Below are 19,954 nucleotides of genomic sequence, written 5' to 3'. Positions count from 1 at the left end.
GATTGATTTCCAGCTCCCGACAAACCACTACCTTCACCCACGCCTTAGCCAAATAAAATTGAAACCAGCATGCCTACCCACCCCGTTTTGTGGCAACCAGATCAAGCATCCGTTTCCAACACCAACCTGTGGGCCTATAAAAAGTGGCTCAAAGCTACCCGTGAGTATGACTTTGACACCTACGAAGAGCTCTGGAACTGGAGTACGAACAACCCCGCCGATTTCTGGCAAAGCATCGTCGATTACTTTGGGGTAAATTTTCATGATGCGCCCACTGAGGTCCTATCGGGAAAAATGCCCAACGTTCGTTGGTTTGCCGGGGCCACGGTAAACTACGCCGAGCACATTTTCCGTCAGGCCACTACCGAGTATCCGGCCCTAATCTTTCGGAATGAAACCGGGGGGCAGGAGGTCAGCTGGGCCAGCTTGACACAGCAGGTGGTCGCCGCCCAGCAGTGGTTGATCGGCCAGGGGATTGGCGTAGGCGACCGGGTGGCCGCCTACCTGCCCAACATCCCGGAGGCCATTGTCTTTTTTCTGGCCACCAATGGCCTGGGGGCGGTATGGTCCTGTTGTTCCCCCGACTTCGGGGTGGAAACGGTCATTGAGCGCTTCGGGCAAATCGAACCCCAGGTCCTGATCGCCTGCGACGGTTACCAGTACAACGGCAAGCCCTATTCAAGAATGGAGGAGGTCGCCAAGCTTCGCCGGGCACTTCCTTCCGTCCGGGCCACCGCCTTCGTCCCCTACCTCGATTCCGCGGCCAGTCTCCCGGACGCTGCCGCCTACGAGTACATTACAACCGCAGCCAGTGAGTATACCCGGGAGGACCTTACCCTAAGGCCGGTCCCCTTCGACCATCCGATCTGGGTTCTCTACTCTTCCGGCACCACCGGAAAACCCAAGGCCATCACCCACAGCCACGGGGGCGTGCTGCTCGAGCACCTGAAGTACATGGCTTTCCACAATGACGTCAAGCCCGGGGAGCGTTTCTTCTGGTTCACCACCACCGGCTGGATGATGTGGAACTTCCTGCAGGCTTCCATGCTCATGGGGGCTACGCCGGTGCTCTTCGACGGCAGTCCCGGCTTCCCCAGCCTGAACCGGCTCTGGGAATTAAGCGAGGAGCTGCCCATCCATCACTTTGGCACCAGTGCTCCCTACCTGGTGGCCTGCATGAAGCAGGGACTCACTCCCGGCAAAACTTATGACCTTAGCCGACTGCGGTCCATCGGCAGCACGGGTGCTCCCCTGCCCGCCGAGGCCTTCGACTGGGTATACGAAGCCGTGGGGGAACATCTCTGGCTTTGTTCCATGAGTGGCGGAACCGACGTATGTACGGCCTTCGTCGGGGGAATTCCCTTCGCCCCGGTTCGCCGGGGGCTCATCCAGGGCCGCGCCCTGGGGTGCGCGCTGTACGCCTACGACGAAGCGGGGGAGCGGGTCTCCGGGCAGCTCGGAGAAATGGTCATCGAACAGCCCATGCCCAGTATGCCCGTTTACTTTTGGAATGACCCGGGGCAAGCGCGCTACCGGGCCAGCTACTTTTCCGATTTCCCCGGCAAGTGGCGGCACGGAGACTGGATAAAAATTTTCCCAAACGGTCAGTTGATCATCCAGGGAAGATCAGACGCGACCCTTAACCGCAAGGGCGTCCGGATCGGGACGGCCGAAATTTACCGGGTGCTGGACCAGATTCCGGAACTAAAGGATGCCCTCATCCTGAACCTCGAACAACCCGACGGGTCGGACCATATGCCCCTGTTCGTAGTAAGCGACGGGGAAGTTGACGCCGGGATGCGCGAGAAGATCAACCGGGAACTGAAGGTTCAGTGTTCTCCCCGCCACGTCCCCGACGAAATCATCCAGGTACCGGACGTGCCCTACACCCTGAGTGGGAAAAAGATGGAAGTTCCGGTGAAAAAGATTCTACTCGGCATGGACCTATCCTCCAGCCTGAACCGGGATGCGGTACGCAATCCCCGGGCGTTGGACTGGTTCATAAACTGGGCCAAAAACAACTAACGAATAAGGAATACAAAGTACTCATGCCGAAAACCTACCAAGAACACCGCCGACGCTGGATGATCAAATCCGGCGGTGGCCTGGCCATTATCGGATTTGGTGCCTGCCTGATTGCCGAAGCGGCAATGCTAAAGTCCGGGGGCGCAGCCACTTCCTCCTGGGTGGCCTACGGTACGGTCGCCCTGGTAGTTTTCAACGCTGGGCTGGCTATCTTTGGGGATGCCGTGCGCCATCGGGTGCACATGGATCGGCTGGAATAATTTTCTTCCCCCAGAATGCAGCAAGGATGCTGAAAAAAATGAAACGATGGACGCTGCGCTCGGTCCTGGCGGTACTCGCCGGCCTGCTTGGTTACGTATTACTGTCATTGCTGCTATCCGCCATTCCCACCGGAGTGTTAAACGAAAAAACACCCCGGATGAAGACCATTTACGTCCACTCCAACGGGGTGCACGTAGACGTCATCCTGCCCCGGGCAGAAGTACCGGAAGACTTGTGGCAGCAGCTAAGTCCGGGACCAAACACCAGCTTCATGGCCTTCGGCTGGGGCGATAAGGGGTTTTATCTCGATACGCCCACCTGGGCGGAACTCAAAGCTTCCACGGCCATCAAGGCCATGCTTTTACGGAGTCCGACGGCCATGCACATCACCGACTACGAGCGGGAACGCACGGACTGGACGTCGGTACACATTCGGGAAGAGCAACTCTTCCACCTCCTTAAATACATCCGGTCTTCCTTCGCCGCGGGAGCGGCCGGGGAGGTGATCGAAATTCCGGATGCCGGTTACACGGATCGCGATCGCTTTTACGAAGCAAGGGGGCATTACAGCATGATCATGACGTGTAACACCTGGGTGAACCGGGCCTTCCGCCGGGTCGGTATCCGCACGGCGGTGTGGACCCCGATGGATAGTGGGATTCTCCGCCATTTGGAGCATTAGGTCCGCGTTTATCGTTGCCGATGCCATGGGACTTGATTCGGAAAATACGCTAAACTAGTAGATAAAGATGGGTGGGTTACTCTTGAGCGTAGGCTGTTCCGTGAATTAACCAATTGGCCATCAAACCCTTGAATTTTTCAGTAGCGGCAGAAAATTTATGGGATGGCATAGAGTTATACCCCTTTTGATAGCACACGGATTGTTCTTTCAGCTGAGTCTATCTCTTTCTAGGTCTTCCTCGCCAAAAGAAAAATCACAACTTAAAATCTAGGTCAGATGAATGCAGTGGCTAAATGGTGGTGGGTAAGAAGCCTCTTAATTTACTCCTAAGCGCCAAGGAAAATTCTACCCCATAAGTTTTCCACCTTTTGCTGGCCAAAAGGTGCTATGTTATTTTCCAAAGATTTAGACGCTTTTTTATCTTTAAAGCCTAAGGCCCATCCAACTTCTAGTTGATGGAGTCACGGTAGGCAAGTTTCGGCTTGCCTACTTCTTTTTGACACCTCCTTTGATGAAGTCTAGGGTCATAAGCAGTTCCATTTTTCACTATTGCGTACATAACCACTAACAACTTCCGTTGAACTGCAATAAGCCCTTTTTTCTTAATCATTGTCCGTTGATATACCCTCTGATACAGCTGGCCAAAAACACCATCATCCTTTACGTAGGATAATGATGGCATAAAAAGCGCTCGACGTATCCTTGAGTTTCCTCTTTTTGATATTGAAGAACGTCCTCTTACGGAACTACCCGACTGTCTTTCAACTACATCCATTCCCGAGAATTTTACTAATTGAGCACGAGAATCAAACAACTGAAAACAGCCTGTCTCTGCTGCAATGACTGCAGCTGTTTTTAAGGCCACTCCAGGAATTGTCATGAGTAGGCGTAGCACATTATCAAGAAGTTCGTCCTGGCGAGCAAGCTGGCGGATTTCTAATTCGATTTGTTTCAATTGTCGTTTAAAGAGTGCAATTATCTCACGATACCGCATGCAGACTTGGTCATCAACAAGCGCACTATGTTCCATAGCGTGTAGTTGATTTTGAGTAACTGTTTTTGATTCTGTAATTGCTTGATATTGACGTGTTAGGGCTCTTAGACGACGAATAGACTTTGTAGGTGGGCGCCAAGCAACAAGTTTTCTTTCGGAGACTAAGCGAGCAATGATTTCTGCGTCACTGACATCCGTTTTGTTGTGTAAGTTATGGCTCTTTGCGAATGCGTTGACCTTTGTCGATAATTGGACGGATACGAAATAGCCATGCTCAAAGAGAAAGTAAGCTAGTGCTTCGTGGTATACCCCGGTAGCTTCCATTGCTATCACCATCGGGGCATCCTGGACGGTATACTTCTTGAGCCATTCATGGAGCTTAATGAACCCCGAATTAGTGTTAGAAAACTTCTTGACGCCACGATGCTTGCGGACTTCGGTGCTCCCTTGGAACTGGAATAAAATGCGGACGTAGAAATCGTCTTTACTCACATCCACACCTATGGATTGTTTAACTACAGACATACAGAACAGAATTGATGATAAAAAGCAGAGTACTTTCTTCGCCTTCCCTCATAGCGTTATACTATCTAGTGAAAATATCCACTGATTTAAGTGCTATTCCGACTCTAAAAGCCTCCTAGCAGTAGGCTCAATCCTTTTGGTGTGGCTATACGATTTTACAGTAGGCCTTGGTGGAACAATGAGTCACTACTACTAGGAGTAAGATATCATGCTTCCTTTCTAACGAAAGACAATATGACATCCTAAGGCAAACATATGAGGTGGAGCCAACCACGAAGTAGCCGCGAAGCGAACGCCCTCGGCTGCATCATCGGCTTAACGGGAATGAAGACCTTTGCTGACCTACAAAGCCGAAACTCGCAACCTACTTAGTGGACAAAAGATCACTAATCGGTTACACATCATTAGGGACTTTTTAAAAGCCTTGGGGTGCTCATACAACAGCTTGGCGCCAACGGTCGCAAAGGCCTCCATTCCCTACCGATGACGAAGGCCGAAAAAAGGGGGGGGGAGCAGGGAAAGCCCGGAACAAACCACTAAGAAAACTTTGGTTGCAGCAAATACTTTAGACCTTCAACGCAGTGATATAAATCTTAAACCCGGCCTTAATTGCTGGTAGGGGGAGCGGTGCTTTTGGGCCGTGAAGCGGAATTGGTGTTTGAGCCAATACGGGGCGAGTACTTGAAAACAAAGAGTTGACAATCGATAGGTGTTCTTTGAAAAAAGTGGCGTGCGGTGAGTTTCAATTTCGTAGGCATCAAAAGCGCCGTGAGCCCGTTAAGCCGGCAATTTAGACGGGGGGCTTTTGCGGTACTTTTGGCCGGCAAAAGTACCAAACTCACATAGCGGAAAGAGTGTCTGTCTTTGTCCAAATTCAGTGATAGTAGACTGCCATATCACAAAACCACCTAATACAAAAAGGCAATTTATTAAGGAAAAACATTCAGGGTAAGAGGGTTGTAACTTCATACCGCTAAAGAAGTTACAACTTTGCGCTACCTGACAAATTTTCTGCCGCTACCTTGCGCCCTACTGAACAAACGCGATGCTTATAGAATCGCTGATGAGACCTTTCAGAAAAACCTTCCTAACCCTTCGGAAAACCGCCAAAAACTTAACGCAGAAGATATTCCCTAAAAAACCGGGCAGAATACCTTTGCGCCATGAAAAGATTGATGCTTTTCGGCACCCTGCTCGTGGTGCCCGCCGTAGCCGTTCTGCTGTACGCCATCATCGGTGCCCTGATCTCCCTGATTCCGGGAAGGGAAAAGGCTTCCGGAGGTCCGAACACCCGACGGGTCTATCTGGACGGCAACGGACTGCACTGCGAATTCGTATTCTCCGTTAATGATTTGCCGGCAGACCTGGCCGCGGAATTCCGTCCGACGGGGGCCTACCTCGGCATCGGCTGGGGAGAACGTAGCTTTTACCTCGACATCCCGACCTGGGACGACCTCACGGCGAAGATTGCCTTTCGGGCCATGCTGATGCCCAGCCCGACCGTGATGCATCTGCGCAACCATCAGGCGGCGGACGCTAATTGGCTGCCCCTGGAGCTTACGGAAACCCAGTTTCAGGAACTCCTGACCTACACCTTGGCGTCCTTTACCCGGACGGGGGGCGGCGCTTTCCGTCACCTCCCCGGGGTCGGCTTCGACGAGCGGGACTTCTTCTACGAAGCCCGGGGAGCCTACAGCCTCTTCAAAACCTGTAACAGCTGGACCAACGGGGGCCTGAAAGCCATCGGCTGCGCCACGGCCCACTGGACGCCATACGACCAGGCGATCAAACTTCACTACCGGCGGCGGCAACGCCGCCTGACCAGGCAACTGCGCCTGGCCTGACCCGCAGTTCGGAGGAAGATAACGCCGGCAGGAACTTTCCGGGGAGCAGCGTACATTTATTCGCCGTACTTTCCTGTCTATGGCTACCCCCGACTACACCGATGCGCAAGAAGCCCAGTGCTTCACCCGGGAACTGGAAGCGGTCCACCGCCGGTTTCCAAACCTACCCGTAGCGGAGGCCACCACCCAGGACCTGCTGATCATTTACCGCCGGCTGGAGGCGGACCTGCCTCCCTTTGGTCGTTTGCTGCGGCAAAACCTGAGCCAGGAAGCGGACTATGCCAGCCTGCTCCTTCCTCACCTGGAGGGCTGGTTATCGCCGGAGGATCAGCGGCCGCCCCTGCTGGCTTCCCTGATTTATCTGGACGCCCGGGGAGCCGAACCGGAAGTACTCCGGGAGCTGAAGGAACTACCGACCTACCTGGCCACCCCCGACCACCTCGGCATCCTGCGCTCCGCGCCCCTTAGTGCCCACGCTTCCTGGATTGAATTTCAGGGGAAGCACGGACCGGCGTTCTCCGAAGAACTCAACCACCTGGCTTTTCGGTTCCTGCTGGACATTTTCTTCCACGATGAATTGCTCTACCGGCAGAATGATCTGCTGGCAGAATTCCTGCGCGATATTCTGCCCCTTTATCAAGAAAAATTCCCCGACGAGCACCTGCCTCAATGTTATCATCGGGTGGCGGACTGGGTGAAGTTTTTCTTTCAGCACCGAGACCATCATTTCCCCCATCTGCCGGTGGAAGACGAACTCTACCACACCGCCATTGAGAACATCATCCGTTTCATTCCGGGCATCCTCTGGTGGAATAACGGAATTCCCTACCAGCGCGGACGAAAGGCCTTTGATTACCACAGCGAGGAGTTTCGTTGGCTGGCCCGGGGCAACAGCCTGCGCAAACTGCCGCGACACCCGACCTACAGCAAGGCCATGGCCAAGGCATTCAATAATCTGGCCCACAACCTGGACACCGAAGAGGGTGATCTTTATACCTACTGCCTGGTACTTTCCCTGGGGGGAAGGCCCCAGTTGGGTAAGGTTCTCCCCCGTTATTTCACCCGCCCGGAAGACGCTGCGGCCACGGCCGCCTGGCGTGAAATGATGGACCCCCTGATCCAGAAACTGGTTACCTTCCGGGACCTCGACTGGGAAACGGAGGAAGGGGACCGGCTGCTGGGCTACCTGTACCATATTTTCCGCGATCAGCCGCAGTACCCACTGGACGGGCGTACCCAGAACAGCCTGCTCCGCGACGCCCACGACTGGTATGACCGCATTGAGCAACGGCGGCAGGAGCTGCTGGACCGGCAGGCCGCCGCCCGGGCCGCCTGGGAGGCGTCTTTGCAACGGGATCACTGGCCAGCCCTGTCCGACGCGCCCGAGTGGTCGGAAAAATTTGGTCGCTACGATGCCATTCGCGCCCGCAAGATCGTCGAGCTGACCACGGAAACCCAGCTCCGGGCGGAATCCCGCGTGTTGAGCCACTGCGTGAGCACCTACGCCATGGGCTGCAAACGCGGCCAGTGCTCCATTTGGTCACTACGGGAACTGCGGCAGAATGGTACCTGGTACAGCATCCTGACCATTCAGGTTATCCCGGAGCCCCGCTCTATCGTACAGGTGCGCGGCCGGATGAACCGCGCCGCCTCCCGGGAGGAGATGGACATCGTGGAAGGCTGGGCCAGGCAGGCGAAGCTGAACATCGGGTTACTCTACTGATGCCTCCAAATGGACCGGGATCAGTGGACAATTTCGTCCCAGTCCACCTGATCATTGTGCGAGTGGGTGAAGCCCATGGCCCGCTCCTGGGCGATGGTATTCACGTCGCGGTAGGCGGCCACGTAGGTCTTGCGCCACACCGGGGAGGTATTCCCGCCGGAACCGTGGACGATTCGTTCGTCGTGCACGGTTATATCCCCCCGCTTCACGGGGAGGTAGACGATTTCGTCGGTGGGCTTCATGTCGATGACCAGGGTGTGTGAATCGTCGCGGGAGGTTTCCCCGGAGGCCGCCCCCTTGGGGCGGTGGCTGCGCAGGGCCGGCTCCCGGTTGGTGCCGGGGACCACCTGGAGGCAGCCGTTTTCCAGGGCGGAATCGCTGAGGGCCAGCGAGAAGGTGGCCGTCCAGGTATTTTCCGTTTTCGGCCAGTACCCCAGGTCCTGGTGCATCGCAAACTCGGCCCGTTCCTGGCGGGGGCGCTTGGCCAGGAACTGCTCGTAGTCCATGGCCGCCTTTCCTTCGGGGTAGAGTTGATCGGCGATGGACTGACTGATGCGATGGTAAACGTTATTGGCCAGCTCCGGCCGGTAGGTGCTGGGCAGCATGGCGTTGACGAGCTGCCATTCTTCGAAGGGCGTGCCGTAGTCCTGGCTCATGTCGCAAAAGTCCCGGCCCATATTGGGTTCTTTCCCCGCAACGAAGTGGTCAAACCAGCCATCCAGGAAGGCCATTTCTTCCTCCGTCAGTACTCCGTGCAGGATCAGGTAGCCGTCGCGGCGGTAGGCCGCGATCTCTTCATCGGTGAGTTGGTAGTGGTCCCCCCGTCGCCGATGGGCGCCGGAGGATGGGTTGGATATTTCACGCATGGCAAGGTAGGTTGGTGGCGTCCGGAGCGGCCGGATCTACACCCAAGACGAAACGCCCCCTTATTCTTCACTTACTGCGGCCGGTGAATCTCCCCGAATCTCCCGAAGGCGTTTCAGGGTAATCTCATTCAGTTTAATGGCACGATCAAGGTGAAAAGCGCGTGACTCTGCCTGCCGCAGATAGATCGCCAGTTTCACCGAAGCAACTTCTTTTAAGCCCGCGAAATCCGTGATGCAATCTCGTTGACCATCTTGCACCAGGCTCCGCAGGCAGGCCAGATCCAGGTAAGGGCCGAGAGACTCGGCGACTTCCAGGGTCTTGGCGTCGTGACGGAGCAAATCCGCCCGGACGTAATCATTGCGAAAGACGGAATTGGCCGCCAGCAAAGAGCGAAGCTCGAGGTCTTCAATCAACAGTGCATCACCGGATTGCGCGATGATGTCCCAGGTAGTGGGCGAAAAGGAGCGGAACACCCCCCGGACAAACACGTTACCCATGGTCTCCCCGAATTGGATGCGCGCCGCAGGACTATCTTCCCGCAACAGGCGGAGGGCGGTAAAGATGTCTTTAACGTCCTTTTCGCAATCGATGAGGTTGAGCTTATTGGACTGCATCTCTTCGAGCAAATCCACCTCAATGGCTTCCAAGTAGGCTACCCGCCGATCCTCATCCTTCAGGGATTGATTACAACGGTCCACCCCTACGGCAATGAACAGGGACAATAGGATTAGGGACACCTGTAACAGATAGTCTTTCCACCCCTTGATGGAGAACGGGCTTTTTCTTTTGGACATTACGGATAGGGGTTTATGGGAACACCAAAAATCAATAACTTATTCCGGCTCCGAAAGGATAGAGCGGATTTTCGGAATCGTACGGCAGGTCTTCGGCCTGGTTTTCCACCGCTTCCTTTGTCCGTGGAAGCTCGATGGGAAGTTTCCCCTCGGGCCGGGCGGCCCCGAAGAGCACCCGGGCCACGGCACGGTCCGAGCTACCGAATTCCGCCAGCAGGGCGGTCGCCGCGGCGTCCAGCTCCGTGAGGATGGCCGCGCGTTCCAGATTGGCAATTACCACGGCCGGTTTTTGGTTCAACACCGGCAGGATGGTATTCAGTTCCTCCTCACTGAAGTGCAGTCTGCCCTGGTGGAAGAAAGACTCCAGAAATTCATCACTACGGGGATCGTAGGGCGTGTTGACGCGGTAGACGACCACGTCCGCCGCCGCCGGCTCGTCCACCACCTCCCCGAAGGCTGCGTAGGCCTCCGTTTCCTGGGCACCGACCACGAAGAGCTTCGTCCCCTCCGCCAGCGGCAGCAGATCGTCATTCTTCAGCAGCACCATGGAGCGCTCCTGGGCGTCCATCCCCGCTTGCCGGAAGGCTTCCTTCCCCGCCACCGCGGTGGCGGCGGACTCCTCCACGTAGGGGTCGTCAAACAGTCCGAGGATGAATTTATCCCGCAGGATGCGCGCCACCGAGACGTCAATGCGGTCTTCCCGCACGGCGCCTTCCCGGACCAGTTCTACAACGTACTGCGGACAGGCCTCCCCGCCAAACTGATCGCAGCCGGCCTCCAGCGATTTCTGCACCCTTTCCTTTTCACTCAAACCCTCCACGCCCCAGGCGCGGCCCTTGCCGAGGGCCCCGTCGGTGATGATGTTCCAGTCGGTACACACTACCCCGTCGAAGCCCAGCGAGTCGCGCAGCAAGCGGGTAATGACGGCCTTGTTGAAACCGAAGGCCACGTCTTCGTCCGTCTGCCCCACCGGAATGCCGTAGTAGGGCATGATCTGCGCCGTTCTGGCGGGCAGGGCGCCCTCGCTGAAGGGCAGGAGGTGATAGGCAAAATTGTCGCCCGGATACACCTGCTCGGCGCCGTAACCGAAGTGGGCGTCTTCCCCGTCCTTTTGCGGACCACCCCCACTGAAGTGCTTGGTCATGCAGGCCACACTCTGCCGGTGCAGGGAGTCTCCCTGGAACCCGCGCACGTAGGCGGCGGTCAGTTTAGCCGAGAGGCCCGCGTCCTCGCCGAAGGTGCCGTTGGCGCGGGCCCAGCGGGGTTCCGTGGCCAGGTCGGCCATGGGGTGCAGGGCCAGGCGAATGCCCGTGGCCAGGTACTCCTGGCGGGCGATGTCGCCAAATTCCTGCACCAGCGCAGAATCGCGCAGGGCGGCCAGTCCGAGGGGCCCGGGCCACTGCGAAAAGGAGGAGGTCGAAATCACCGCTCCGGGATTAAAGGCCCCGACGTGGCGGGGGTCGGAGGCGATGGTCACCGGAATACCCAGCCGGGTGCGTTCCGCCCGCTTTTGGAGCAGGTTATTGTGGCGGGCCAGCACCTCGGCATCAAAGCCGTTGACGATGTTGAAGCTGTTCATGTGCCTGTCCACCAGCATCTCCGCACTCGTCCCCATCATCAGCGGCAGGATGAGGCCGAAGGGATCGCCACTGAACTCCATGGCGTCCTGGGGCTCCCCCTCACTGGTCATGCCCACCATGGTGATGAACATGGTGCCCGCCTTCTCTTCCAGCGTCATTCTGCCCAGCAAATCCTGCACCCGTGCGTCCGGATCAAGCGTGGGGTTTTCGTAATCGTCCAGGGTGCCGTTCTTGTTCAGGTCGCGAAAGCTGATGCCGTCCTGGGTGAGCCGGGGCGCTTCCTCCCCCAGCGTCGCCAGTCGTTTGTTGGCGGCAGCATGCATCTGCCACTGTACGATGCCGACGGCCAGGAGCGCCAGCAGAAAAAGGCCAAGGATACCGAGCAGCAGCCACTTCAGGATTTTCATATGCGGTAGGTCAGATGGGTCCTAAATCTACAACACGAACTACACCACTTCACGAAGGGTTGACCATTTTTCCTGGTCGTTGCTATGCCTTATTGGGGCGAGGGACCGCAGGTGCCAGATTTTCAGGATCGAGGATTAAGGATTTAGGGCAAAGTGCTCATCGGATGCGTCGGAGCGCAGCGGAGCTCATCCGATGTGTCACGCCCTCGGACAAGCTCCTAAAGTCCACATCCTCGGGCCTAAATCCTGTTTCTCCTCCCCTCGTCACTTACGAGTCACTAATCACCAAGAAACCAGCAACTAAATCAAGTATAGGTGTTGCCTCCAAGGTGACTCTCAAAGGAGTAACGACACGAACCTCCGGTTCAGCGCTACACACTTCGAGGTCACGCCGGAGCTGTTCTGGCCTTCGCAAAGTATCTGAAAAATCGAAGATTTTAGGGTCTACTGCGTTTGGCTATCTGGAGTCGTCTTTCCCCGAAAGGCGACCACACCAGCATAGTGGTTGAGATTGTACACGATCAGTTTACTCAAGCTGTTCTGGGAAGTATCTGGGTACCCCAGAACCGATTGGGTTTCCTTTCGGGGAAAGGAAACACCAGATGCCTAAGTCATTTATTATCTCTCCAAAAGAAATGTTGATGGGTCTCTCCTACCTTTTCAGAAAAAGCCAACCGTCAAGCCCCTCTCCTGCGAGGCACGAGCGGCCGGAGAGGGCTTTGGGGAGAGGGAAAATACTCACCACCACCCCCTTTTCGTCAGCCGCCGGTCAGTAATCCCCGGGAAACTCCGGGCGTTCGCGGCGGGTACGGGAAGTCTCGCGCAAATTTCTTTTCTTACGGAACCATTTTCCGGACCGGTCTACCGGTCTCCGTAACCCATAAAACCATACCATGCGTACTACCTTCTTGCTGGTACTGCTTCTGGCAGTCTCCGGCCTCAGCCTGGCTCAGGTAAAGCTTGATTACCAACAGCCTCCGAAAGAAATCATGGAACTCGTCGACGTCCCCCTGGCACCCTCCGTGCTGATGGACGAAGACAAGGAATTCATGCTCCTCCTCTACCGGGATGCCTACAAGACCATCGCCGAACTCTCCGAAACGGAAATGCGCCTCGGCGGACTCCGCATTGACCCGAAAACCAACATCGGCAGCCGCACCACCTACTTTAAGGACATCAAGGTGAAGCCCGTAAGCGGCGGCACGGCCCGCAGCGTACAGGGTCTGCCGAAGAACGCCCGCCTGGCGAACCCGACCTGGTCGCCGGACCAGTCCATGGTCGCCGTCACCAACACCACCAGTGAAGGGGTGGAAGTGTGGGTACTGGACGTGGCCAACGCCAACGTCCGCCGCCTCACCGGCCCCACCATCAACGCCAACCTGCGTGACGTGATCAACTGGTTCCAGGATGGCAGTGCCATCCTCGTCAAGATGCTTCCCGAAGACCGGCAGCCCCTCATCAACGTCGCTGAGGCGGTGCCCGAGGGGCCCACGATCTCGGTGGCCGACGGCAAAAAGGCCCAGAACCGGACCTACCAGGATTTGCTCAAAAACCCCAACGACGAGCACAATTTCGAGCAGCTGGCCAAGTCTACCCTCGTCAAGGTGAAGCTCGACGGCAGCACCGAACAGTGGCTCCCGACGGCCATGTACCGCAGCGTTTCCTTCAGTCCGGACGGCAACTACGTCATGGTCTCTACGGTGGAACGCCCCTTCTCTTACCTCGTCCCCTACTCTCGCTTCCCCTCCATCACCAACATTTACGCCGCCGACGGCAAGCTGGTACAGAACGTATCCAAGGTGCCGCTCATCGAGGACCTGCCCACGGGCTTCATGTCCACCCGGACCGGCCGGCGCGACCTCAGCTGGCGGGCTGACCGCCCCGCCACCCTGACCTTCGTGCAGGCCCTCGACGGCGGCGACCAGAACCGGGAGGCCGAATACCGGGACGAACTTTTCGAACTGGAAGCCCCCTACAACGGCACGCCCCGCAGCCTGATGAAAACGGTCAACCGGATGTCCTACGTCCTCTGGGGCGACGACAATACGGCGATCGCTTACGATCGCTGGTGGCCCACCCGTAACGCCAAGACCTACGTCTTTGCGCCCGGCAATCCCGGCAAGGGCGCCAAAATCATCGCCGATCGTAACTACCAGGATCGCTACAGTGATCCCGGCAACTTCGTCACCAAGCGTAACCAGTTCGGTCGCTCGGTGCTGGCCATGCAGGAAGGCAACACCTTCCTGATCGGTGCCGGCTACAGCGAAGAGGGACAATTCCCCTTCCTCCACCAGTACAACCTGAAAACGGGGGATAATAAGGAACTCTACCGCTCCACCTACACCGACAAGCTGGAAAACCTCAATGATTATGACCCGGCAACCGGTCGGCTGATGGTCCGGATTGAGTCCAGCACGGATTACCCCAACTACTACTTCCGCGAGCTGAATAAGGACGGCGAACTGACCCAGGTCACCAACTTCGCCAATCCCTACAAAGCCCTGGCCGACGTCCACAAGGAAGTCATCACCTACAAGCGCGACGATGGGCTGGAGTTGTCCGGGACCCTGTACCTCCCCGTTGGCTATGACATGGAGAAAAAGGAAAAGATGCCCATGATCCTCTGGGCCTACCCCCGGGAATACAAGGACAAGGCCAGCGCCTCTCAGACCACGGCCAACCCGAACGAGTTCACGCGCCCATCCTGGGGAAGCCCCGTATACTGGGTGACCCGGGGCTACGTGGTACTGTCCGGTGCGGCCTTTCCCATCGTCGGGGAGGGTGACGAAGAGCCCAACGATTCCTTCCGGCGGCAGCTGGTCGCCAACGCCAAGGCCGCCATTGACGCCGTGGATGCCCTCGGCTACATCGACCGGGATCGCGTGGCCGTGGGTGGACACAGCTACGGGGCCTTCATGGTGGCCAACCTGCTGTCGCACTCCGACCTCTTCGCGGCGGGCATCGCCCGCTCGGGCGCCTACAACCGCACCCTGACGCCCTTCGGCTTCCAGAGCGAGCAGCGCAGCTACTGGGAGGCCCCGGAGGTCTACTACACCATGTCCCCCTTCATGCACGCCGACAAAATGAAGACCCCGCTCCTGCTCACCCACGGGCAGGCCGACAACAACTCCGGCACCTACCCCCTCCAGAGTGAGCGCTACTTCAACGCCCTCAAGGGACTGGGCGCCACCGTCCGGCTCGTCATGCTCCCCAAAGAGAGCCACGGCTACCGGGCCAAGGAAAGCATCCTCCACCTGCTCTGGGAGCAGGACCAGTGGCTGGAGAAGTACGTGAAGAATCGGAAGCAGGTGCGGTAGCAACTGCTGATTGAAATGAAAAAGCCCCCGCATCATGGTTTGGTGCGGGGGCTTTTTTCGTCAGTATTTCCATTTTGCGTCTCGTTCCAATACATCCTCTACCCTGAACTTCGCTATTTTCTCGATGAGTATCACCGGCAGAGGGTCTGCATATTGAAATCTAATGGAGTCTTTATTCACAGCATACCCGGCAATTTCCTCCTCAAAAGGCTTCATGGCGGGACCCGTTGGCAGAAAAGTCAGGTGATTTTTATGTGCGGCGTAGGCAAACAAAATGGTCTTCATTTCAAAGGCAGGTTTGCCCCACTTCAACACTTCATCTGCTTCGGGCGCAATCTTCTTTAAGATTGCCCGTAGTTCCTCCGCCTTGGCTTGTGCGACTTCGGGCAGTTGGTTCATGTATTCTTCTACGGTTGATGGTTTCATCTGTATTCGATTAGGTTCTTCCATTCAGGAAAATACCGGCTTTCTATCGTTCGGCCCGCCATATTGTAACCTCCCCCCTTTTGCAGCATCTTCTATTGTTTAGAATGCTGATTATTTACGGGCTTGCGCCAAACATGTTTGGCAATTAGACCCCATCCATTTTCATTGCCCGACCACAAACAATTCAGATAGCTGACCAGCTACCTTATCCCTTCCTCCCTGAATTATTTCTTCACCAACATCACTCACGTCGTGATAAATCTGATATACGGGCGGATTCTCCCCTTCATGAATATTTATAAAGTATGGGTCGCCACTTCCCGTGGGGTCCTCACCTATGCATATGTATCCTAACTGCCCGATAGCGCATCCTGGATACAGGTCATAAAATTCGTCTTGCACCCCTTCGAAGCCGACAAACTCAATACTTCTTTCGTCGTCTGGATTAACCTCAAAATCTATGATCAATCCATTGATGGGAAACGTAGTCAAAAATTCAACGTACCACGGTGGAAGCGCAGCCTTTAATTCATTAGGCAGCGAACCGAAACCGTTTTCATCTTCTTTCTCCCCTTCGAATTTTATCTGTTGCGGGTGATTGAAAAAGTTTTCAATTGCGGCTAGAAGTTTAGTATCAATCATGCTAGATGTTTGGGCCTGACTACTTCATTTTTCAACGATAAGGTGCTCGGCGCAGTTTTGAAATTACGGAAATTGTATCGAGCGAAGCTCGAAAAAAAATTTTGGAATTTGCCGTAGGCATGGTGTCAGCGGAAGGGCGGAGCGCAGCGGAGACTTTCTCTCCAACGGTTCGGCTAAACGCAGTAGGCGAGGAATCGAGCCTATTGCCGTTTTAGCCTTTGTTGTGCTCTCGTCTTTTTTCTTTCATTAAATATTCTCGATGTTGCTTTCCCCATTTTGTCAATTCTATTATTAAAGGTACGAGTGTATATCCATAATCCGTAAGTTTATAAGTTACTTTTACTGGAATGGTGTCGTACACTTTTCTTTTTACCAATTCATTTATCTCTAAATCTTTCAATTCTTTTGATAACATTCTTGGAGTAATTTTCGGTATCCCTTTCTCCAATTCAGAATATCTAAACTCTCCATTACAGAGTAATGCAATTATCGGCATTTTCCACCTTCCTTGCACAATCTCCATTGTATCTTGAATAGCTTGTAATTCCTTTCGATAATGTTCGATTATTTCTAAAGGAGGTTTGTCTATTCTGTAACTCTTAAACTCTTCAATTTTATCTTTTAATGCCCTATCCATTGCTATCCGTTTTTGCAAAGATACACTATACTTTGGTATAGCACTATAGAATGTATAGTATTTGTTTCATAGTTTTGCGTCATCGTTAATTTTAAACAGTAAAAAATGAAAATATTATTTTGGATAGTAAGTCTTGGATTAGTTGCCTTTGAAATGGCAGCAGGAATTGGAAAACAACTTGGAGGGAAAATGGCTCTGGATTGGATGAATAAATTGGGTATCGCCAAACCTTTTATGAGTGCATTCGGAGGTTTAGAAGTGGGTGCGGCTGGTGTTATTCTTTTCAGTCTTTTTAGCAAAGGAGGTTTCAATGACAAACTTGTGCCTTGGGCTTGTTTGGTTCTTTTTGTCCTTAAAGTTGTTGAGCTAATCCTACAATATAAAGCAAGTGAACCGTTTGCTGCAATGGTTGGACCTATTGTAGTTCTTGTACTTGTTGCTGCTTTTTATTTCATAAGACAAAGTATATAACAATGAGTAAAACAGTTTTAGTATTTGGTGCAAATGGCAATTTGGGCAGTCATTTTGTTAAGCAAGCTTTGGATGCAGGTTATAGAATCAGAGCTTTTGTAAGAACCCCTGAAAAATATTATCTTTCAGATAATGTCAATATTGAAGTATTTAAAGGAGATGCGACTAATTATGATGATGTAGAAAAGGCTGTATCAGGAGTTGATATTGTAGTCAGTTGTTTAGGCAATCCACCAAAGAAAAAAATCTATATAATGGATAAAGCCTATGAGAATATAATGTTGGCTGCATCTGACCAACCTAATACACCACGTTGCTTAATGATTTCAAGTATTGGTATCGGTGGGTCGTCTTGGTTCGTCAAGTTTCTTCTTCAACAAATTGGAGGAAAAGAGGGCTTTGCAGATTTTGAAAAAGCCGAAAAGAGAGTGCTTGAAGCAAAGGATGTTCCTTTTGTTGCTATCCGCCCCGCTGGACTTACCAATAAACAAGGAAAAGGAAAATATCGAATTATTGAAAAGCCAACCGTTTTCTTTCCCAAATTCATTTCTCGTTCTGATGTCGCTAAGTTTTTCGTGCATTGCCTAAATGATACTTCATTTGACCGTAGAGCAGTTATGATTGAGGGAGCTTAATCTATTTTCGGATTTCGTTTTTTCTTGATGGCACACAACATAGTTGCATCCGCATTGCACATACACCAGTATATGTAGGCTAAAGTCCTAACTACGCAATCAGGGCACTCCAAAATAGCCAAAAACGGGGCCTCTCACGACAGAAAAGCGTGAAAAGTTGACGTTGTTACCGGTGTTTTCCCGCTAACAACGCAACAGAAACAGGGAGCTATTGCGCTATAATTCAGCCCCTACTGCTCCCCCAACCAACCATTCCGCAATTTCACCACCTTCTTCTTCACCTCCTCGTCCATGCTGACGGAAAAGGCCGGGTCGGTGGTCGCCGTGAAGGTGCCGCTGCGCTCGCGGCCGAGCTGCCGGAAGGTAATGGAGTAAGATTGGCCGAGAGTGAGGCCATCGGCAACTTCGTTGAATTGCTCCACGCTGGTGATGGCCACGCCGTTGAGCGTCAGGATAGTACTGCCGGCGTCTACGCCGGCGGCGTAGAGGGGATTGTTTTCGGCCACCGATCCACGGACCTTCACCACGCCATCGTCCTCCCGCAGCCGCAGACCGGCGAAACCGGGGGTGTCCGCATCGTTCTGCCGGACGCTGATGCCGTAGTTGTCCAGGAGGGCGCCGAAGTCGGGTAACTCACTGCCGTATACGTGGCGGTCAAACCACTCGGCGGCCCAGTCCTGATCCTCGACGACATCGCCCAGGGCGAGTTGGAGGTCGCGGATGTGGTAGGGGATTTCCGTAATACCGTAGCGCCGCCAGATCAGGCGCATCACCTCATCTAGGGTGTGGCCGCGCTCGCGGAGGGTGAGGTCCAGGGCGAGGGCCATGGTGGCGCCGTAGGAGTAGTAACTCACGAAGGTGTTGCCGTAGTTGTCGGGGTCGTTGGCGGTGGCGGCATCCAAGAAGGGAGCCTCCTGGCTCATTTCGATCGGATTGCGGTGCTCCCGGCCGGGACGGAGCAGCACGTAGTTCAGCTGCCCGGTCAGGCCGGAGGCGTAGTCCTCCTGACTGAGGATGCCGGCCCGAACCAGGCTCAAATCATCGTAGTAACTCGTAAAGCCTTCGGCGAACCAGAGCTCCCCACTCTGGTTGGCGTGGTCGAAGTGGAAGGGCTCCAGGCTGGCGGGGCGGATGCGCTCAACGTTCCAGCAGTGGAAAAATTCGTGGCTGACGGTGCCGATCAGGCGGTCGGCGTATTCTTCCAGTCCGACGGGCGCCGAACAGATGGTGGAGTTGCGGTGCTCCATACCGTCGCCGCCGATCCAGGGGTTATAGGCGCACAGGAAGACGTAGCGACCAAAGTCGAAATTGGGCAGTTCCCCGAATACCTTTTGCTGGGTGGCGACGATGTCCTTCGTCCATGCGACGTAGTCGTCGAACTGCTCCCGGGTGCCCTCGTGCATCATGGCCACCTCGATGATCTGGGTTTTGCCGTCCGGGTTTTTCACCGCCCATTCGTCGCGCATGATGTCGCCGGCGATGGTCGGGGAATCGTAGAAATAGTAGTAGTCCGGCGCGGCGAACTTCCGGCCGCCCAGGGCGACCAGTTGGGTAGCGACCGTCCAGTCGGGGCGCTGGCCGTTGGCCAGCTCCAGGGTGACCGGGCGGTCGTTGAGCCCCTCTCCGTAAATGAAGCTGGCGGGCATGTTGAGGTGAAGCTTGCGGTCGTCGATGCCCGAGTAGGTGCCGTCACCGCCGTTGGCGAACAGGGTGTAGGACAGTTGCACCGCCCCCCCGTGGCCGGCAATGGCCCAGCGGGTGATGCCGTCGCGGTGGACGGCAATGGGATCGCCCTGCGCGTCCCGGGCTTCAAGGTCGTAGACGTTCTTGGCGAAGTTATGGACCGCATAACGCCCCGGGCTCGACTGCGGCATGGATACGTAGAACACCCCCGGCCCCACGGCCGGAAAGTCGATCGTGATGCGCAGCTCGTGTTGCTGCACGTTCTGCAGGTCCAGGTGGTACTTAATGGTGGCGGGGTGATCGGCGACCCATTCCAACTGGGCGGCGAGGGAGGAAGATAACAGAAGGGCAAGGCAAAGGGCCAAACTGCGGCCCATCAAAGCTCGGAGCATCGTATTAGTTGTTTATTGTCCGCTAATTACGGCATAAACCGCTTACCCC

The 19,954-nt window shown here is 55.0% G+C and carries 16 protein-coding genes; 8 read left to right on the top strand and 8 right to left on the bottom strand.

Features of this window, described 5'->3' with window-relative positions:
* Positions 1–69 precede the first annotated feature (69 nt).
* From E1J53_RS02310 to E1J53_RS02300, 3 genes are read left to right on the top strand one after another with little or no spacing between them, the layout of a single operon-like run.
* The gene (locus E1J53_RS02310; RefSeq protein WP_134270367.1) at positions 70–2,025 is read left to right on the top strand and encodes an acetoacetate--CoA ligase; all 1,956 of its coding nucleotides are present in this window, start codon (positions 70–72) and stop codon (positions 2,023–2,025) included.
* Positions 2,026–2,048: 23 nt separating this feature from the next.
* Positions 2,049–2,285 carry a hypothetical protein gene (locus E1J53_RS02305; protein WP_134270366.1) on the top strand — a complete coding sequence of 79 codons (237 nt, stop codon included), beginning with the start codon at positions 2,049–2,051 and terminating at the stop codon, positions 2,283–2,285.
* A 38-nt stretch (positions 2,286–2,323) separates the two neighbouring features.
* On the top strand, positions 2,324–2,968 hold the full coding sequence (locus E1J53_RS02300) for a TIGR02117 family protein (protein WP_173021334.1): 645 nt from the start codon (positions 2,324–2,326) through the stop codon (positions 2,966–2,968).
* A 448-nt stretch (positions 2,969–3,416) separates the two neighbouring features.
* On the opposite strand, the gene E1J53_RS02295 is transcribed toward E1J53_RS02300, so the two are convergent.
* Positions 3,417–4,487: a transposase gene (locus E1J53_RS02295; protein WP_134270364.1), complete on the bottom strand. Its 1,071-nt coding sequence runs from the start codon at positions 4,485–4,487 to the stop codon at positions 3,417–3,419.
* A gap of 1,163 nt (positions 4,488–5,650) precedes the next feature.
* Between E1J53_RS02295 and E1J53_RS02290 the strand changes: the two genes are divergently transcribed.
* Together E1J53_RS02290 and E1J53_RS02285 are read left to right on the top strand one after the other, a co-directional pair.
* Positions 5,651–6,331: a DUF2459 domain-containing protein gene (locus E1J53_RS02290; protein WP_134270363.1), complete on the top strand. Its 681-nt coding sequence runs from the start codon at positions 5,651–5,653 to the stop codon at positions 6,329–6,331.
* A 79-nt stretch (positions 6,332–6,410) separates the two neighbouring features.
* A complete protein-coding gene (locus E1J53_RS02285) occupies positions 6,411–8,054 on the top strand; it encodes a PcfJ domain-containing protein (RefSeq protein ID WP_134270362.1) in 1,644 nt (547 codons plus the stop codon).
* Positions 8,055–8,074: 20 nt separating this feature from the next.
* Here E1J53_RS02285 and E1J53_RS02280 read toward each other — a convergent pair whose 3' ends face one another.
* Genes E1J53_RS02280 through E1J53_RS02270 form a run of 3 tightly spaced genes read right to left on the bottom strand, consistent with a single transcriptional unit; the run spans position 8,075 to position 11,702 of the window.
* Positions 8,075–8,920 carry a phytanoyl-CoA dioxygenase family protein gene (locus E1J53_RS02280; protein ID WP_134270361.1) on the bottom strand — a complete coding sequence of 282 codons (846 nt, stop codon included), beginning with the start codon at positions 8,918–8,920 and terminating at the stop codon, positions 8,075–8,077.
* Positions 8,921–8,980: 60 nt separating this feature from the next.
* Positions 8,981–9,715, bottom strand: a complete 735-nt coding sequence (locus E1J53_RS02275; protein WP_134270360.1) for a hypothetical protein — start codon at positions 9,713–9,715, stop codon at positions 8,981–8,983.
* A 31-nt stretch (positions 9,716–9,746) separates the two neighbouring features.
* On the bottom strand, positions 9,747–11,702 hold the full coding sequence (locus tag E1J53_RS02270; RefSeq protein ID WP_134270359.1) for a glycoside hydrolase family 3 N-terminal domain-containing protein: 1,956 nt from the start codon (positions 11,700–11,702) through the stop codon (positions 9,747–9,749).
* Between the two features lie 893 nt (positions 11,703–12,595).
* Between E1J53_RS02270 and E1J53_RS02265 the strand changes: the two genes are divergently transcribed.
* Positions 12,596–15,019 carry a prolyl oligopeptidase family serine peptidase gene (locus E1J53_RS02265; RefSeq protein WP_134270358.1) on the top strand — a complete coding sequence of 808 codons (2,424 nt, stop codon included), beginning with the start codon at positions 12,596–12,598 and terminating at the stop codon, positions 15,017–15,019.
* A gap of 60 nt (positions 15,020–15,079) precedes the next feature.
* Here E1J53_RS02265 and E1J53_RS02260 read toward each other — a convergent pair whose 3' ends face one another.
* From E1J53_RS02260 to E1J53_RS02250, 3 genes are all read right to left on the bottom strand, one after another.
* Positions 15,080–15,445: an iron chaperone gene (locus E1J53_RS02260; RefSeq protein WP_173021333.1), complete on the bottom strand. Its 366-nt coding sequence runs from the start codon at positions 15,443–15,445 to the stop codon at positions 15,080–15,082.
* Positions 15,446–15,607: 162 nt separating this feature from the next.
* A complete protein-coding gene (locus tag E1J53_RS02255) occupies positions 15,608–16,087 on the bottom strand; it encodes an SMI1/KNR4 family protein (protein WP_134270356.1) in 480 nt (159 codons plus the stop codon).
* A gap of 211 nt (positions 16,088–16,298) precedes the next feature.
* Positions 16,299–16,724, bottom strand: coding sequence for a helix-turn-helix domain-containing protein (locus tag E1J53_RS02250; RefSeq protein WP_134270355.1), 426 nt, complete (start codon positions 16,722–16,724; stop codon positions 16,299–16,301).
* Between the two features lie 105 nt (positions 16,725–16,829).
* Between E1J53_RS02250 and E1J53_RS02245 the strand changes: the two genes are divergently transcribed.
* Both E1J53_RS02245 and E1J53_RS02240 read left to right on the top strand, forming a co-directional pair.
* Positions 16,830–17,195: a DoxX family protein gene (locus E1J53_RS02245; RefSeq protein ID WP_134270354.1), complete on the top strand. Its 366-nt coding sequence runs from the start codon at positions 16,830–16,832 to the stop codon at positions 17,193–17,195.
* A gap of 2 nt (positions 17,196–17,197) precedes the next feature.
* Positions 17,198–17,830, top strand: a complete 633-nt coding sequence (locus tag E1J53_RS02240; RefSeq protein ID WP_134270353.1) for an NAD(P)-dependent oxidoreductase — start codon at positions 17,198–17,200, stop codon at positions 17,828–17,830.
* A gap of 230 nt (positions 17,831–18,060) precedes the next feature.
* Here the strand turns inward: E1J53_RS02240 and E1J53_RS02235 are convergent, their stop codons facing one another.
* Positions 18,061–19,905, bottom strand: coding sequence for a M61 family metallopeptidase (locus E1J53_RS02235; protein WP_253929769.1), 1,845 nt, complete (start codon positions 19,903–19,905; stop codon positions 18,061–18,063).
* Positions 19,906–19,954: the final 49 nt, after the last annotated feature.

It is taken from the genome of Lewinella sp. W8, from assembly GCF_004375085.3.
Lineage (GTDB): Bacteria > Bacteroidota > Bacteroidia > Chitinophagales > Saprospiraceae > Neolewinella.
This window is presented reverse-complemented; position numbering and strand designations above follow the sequence as displayed.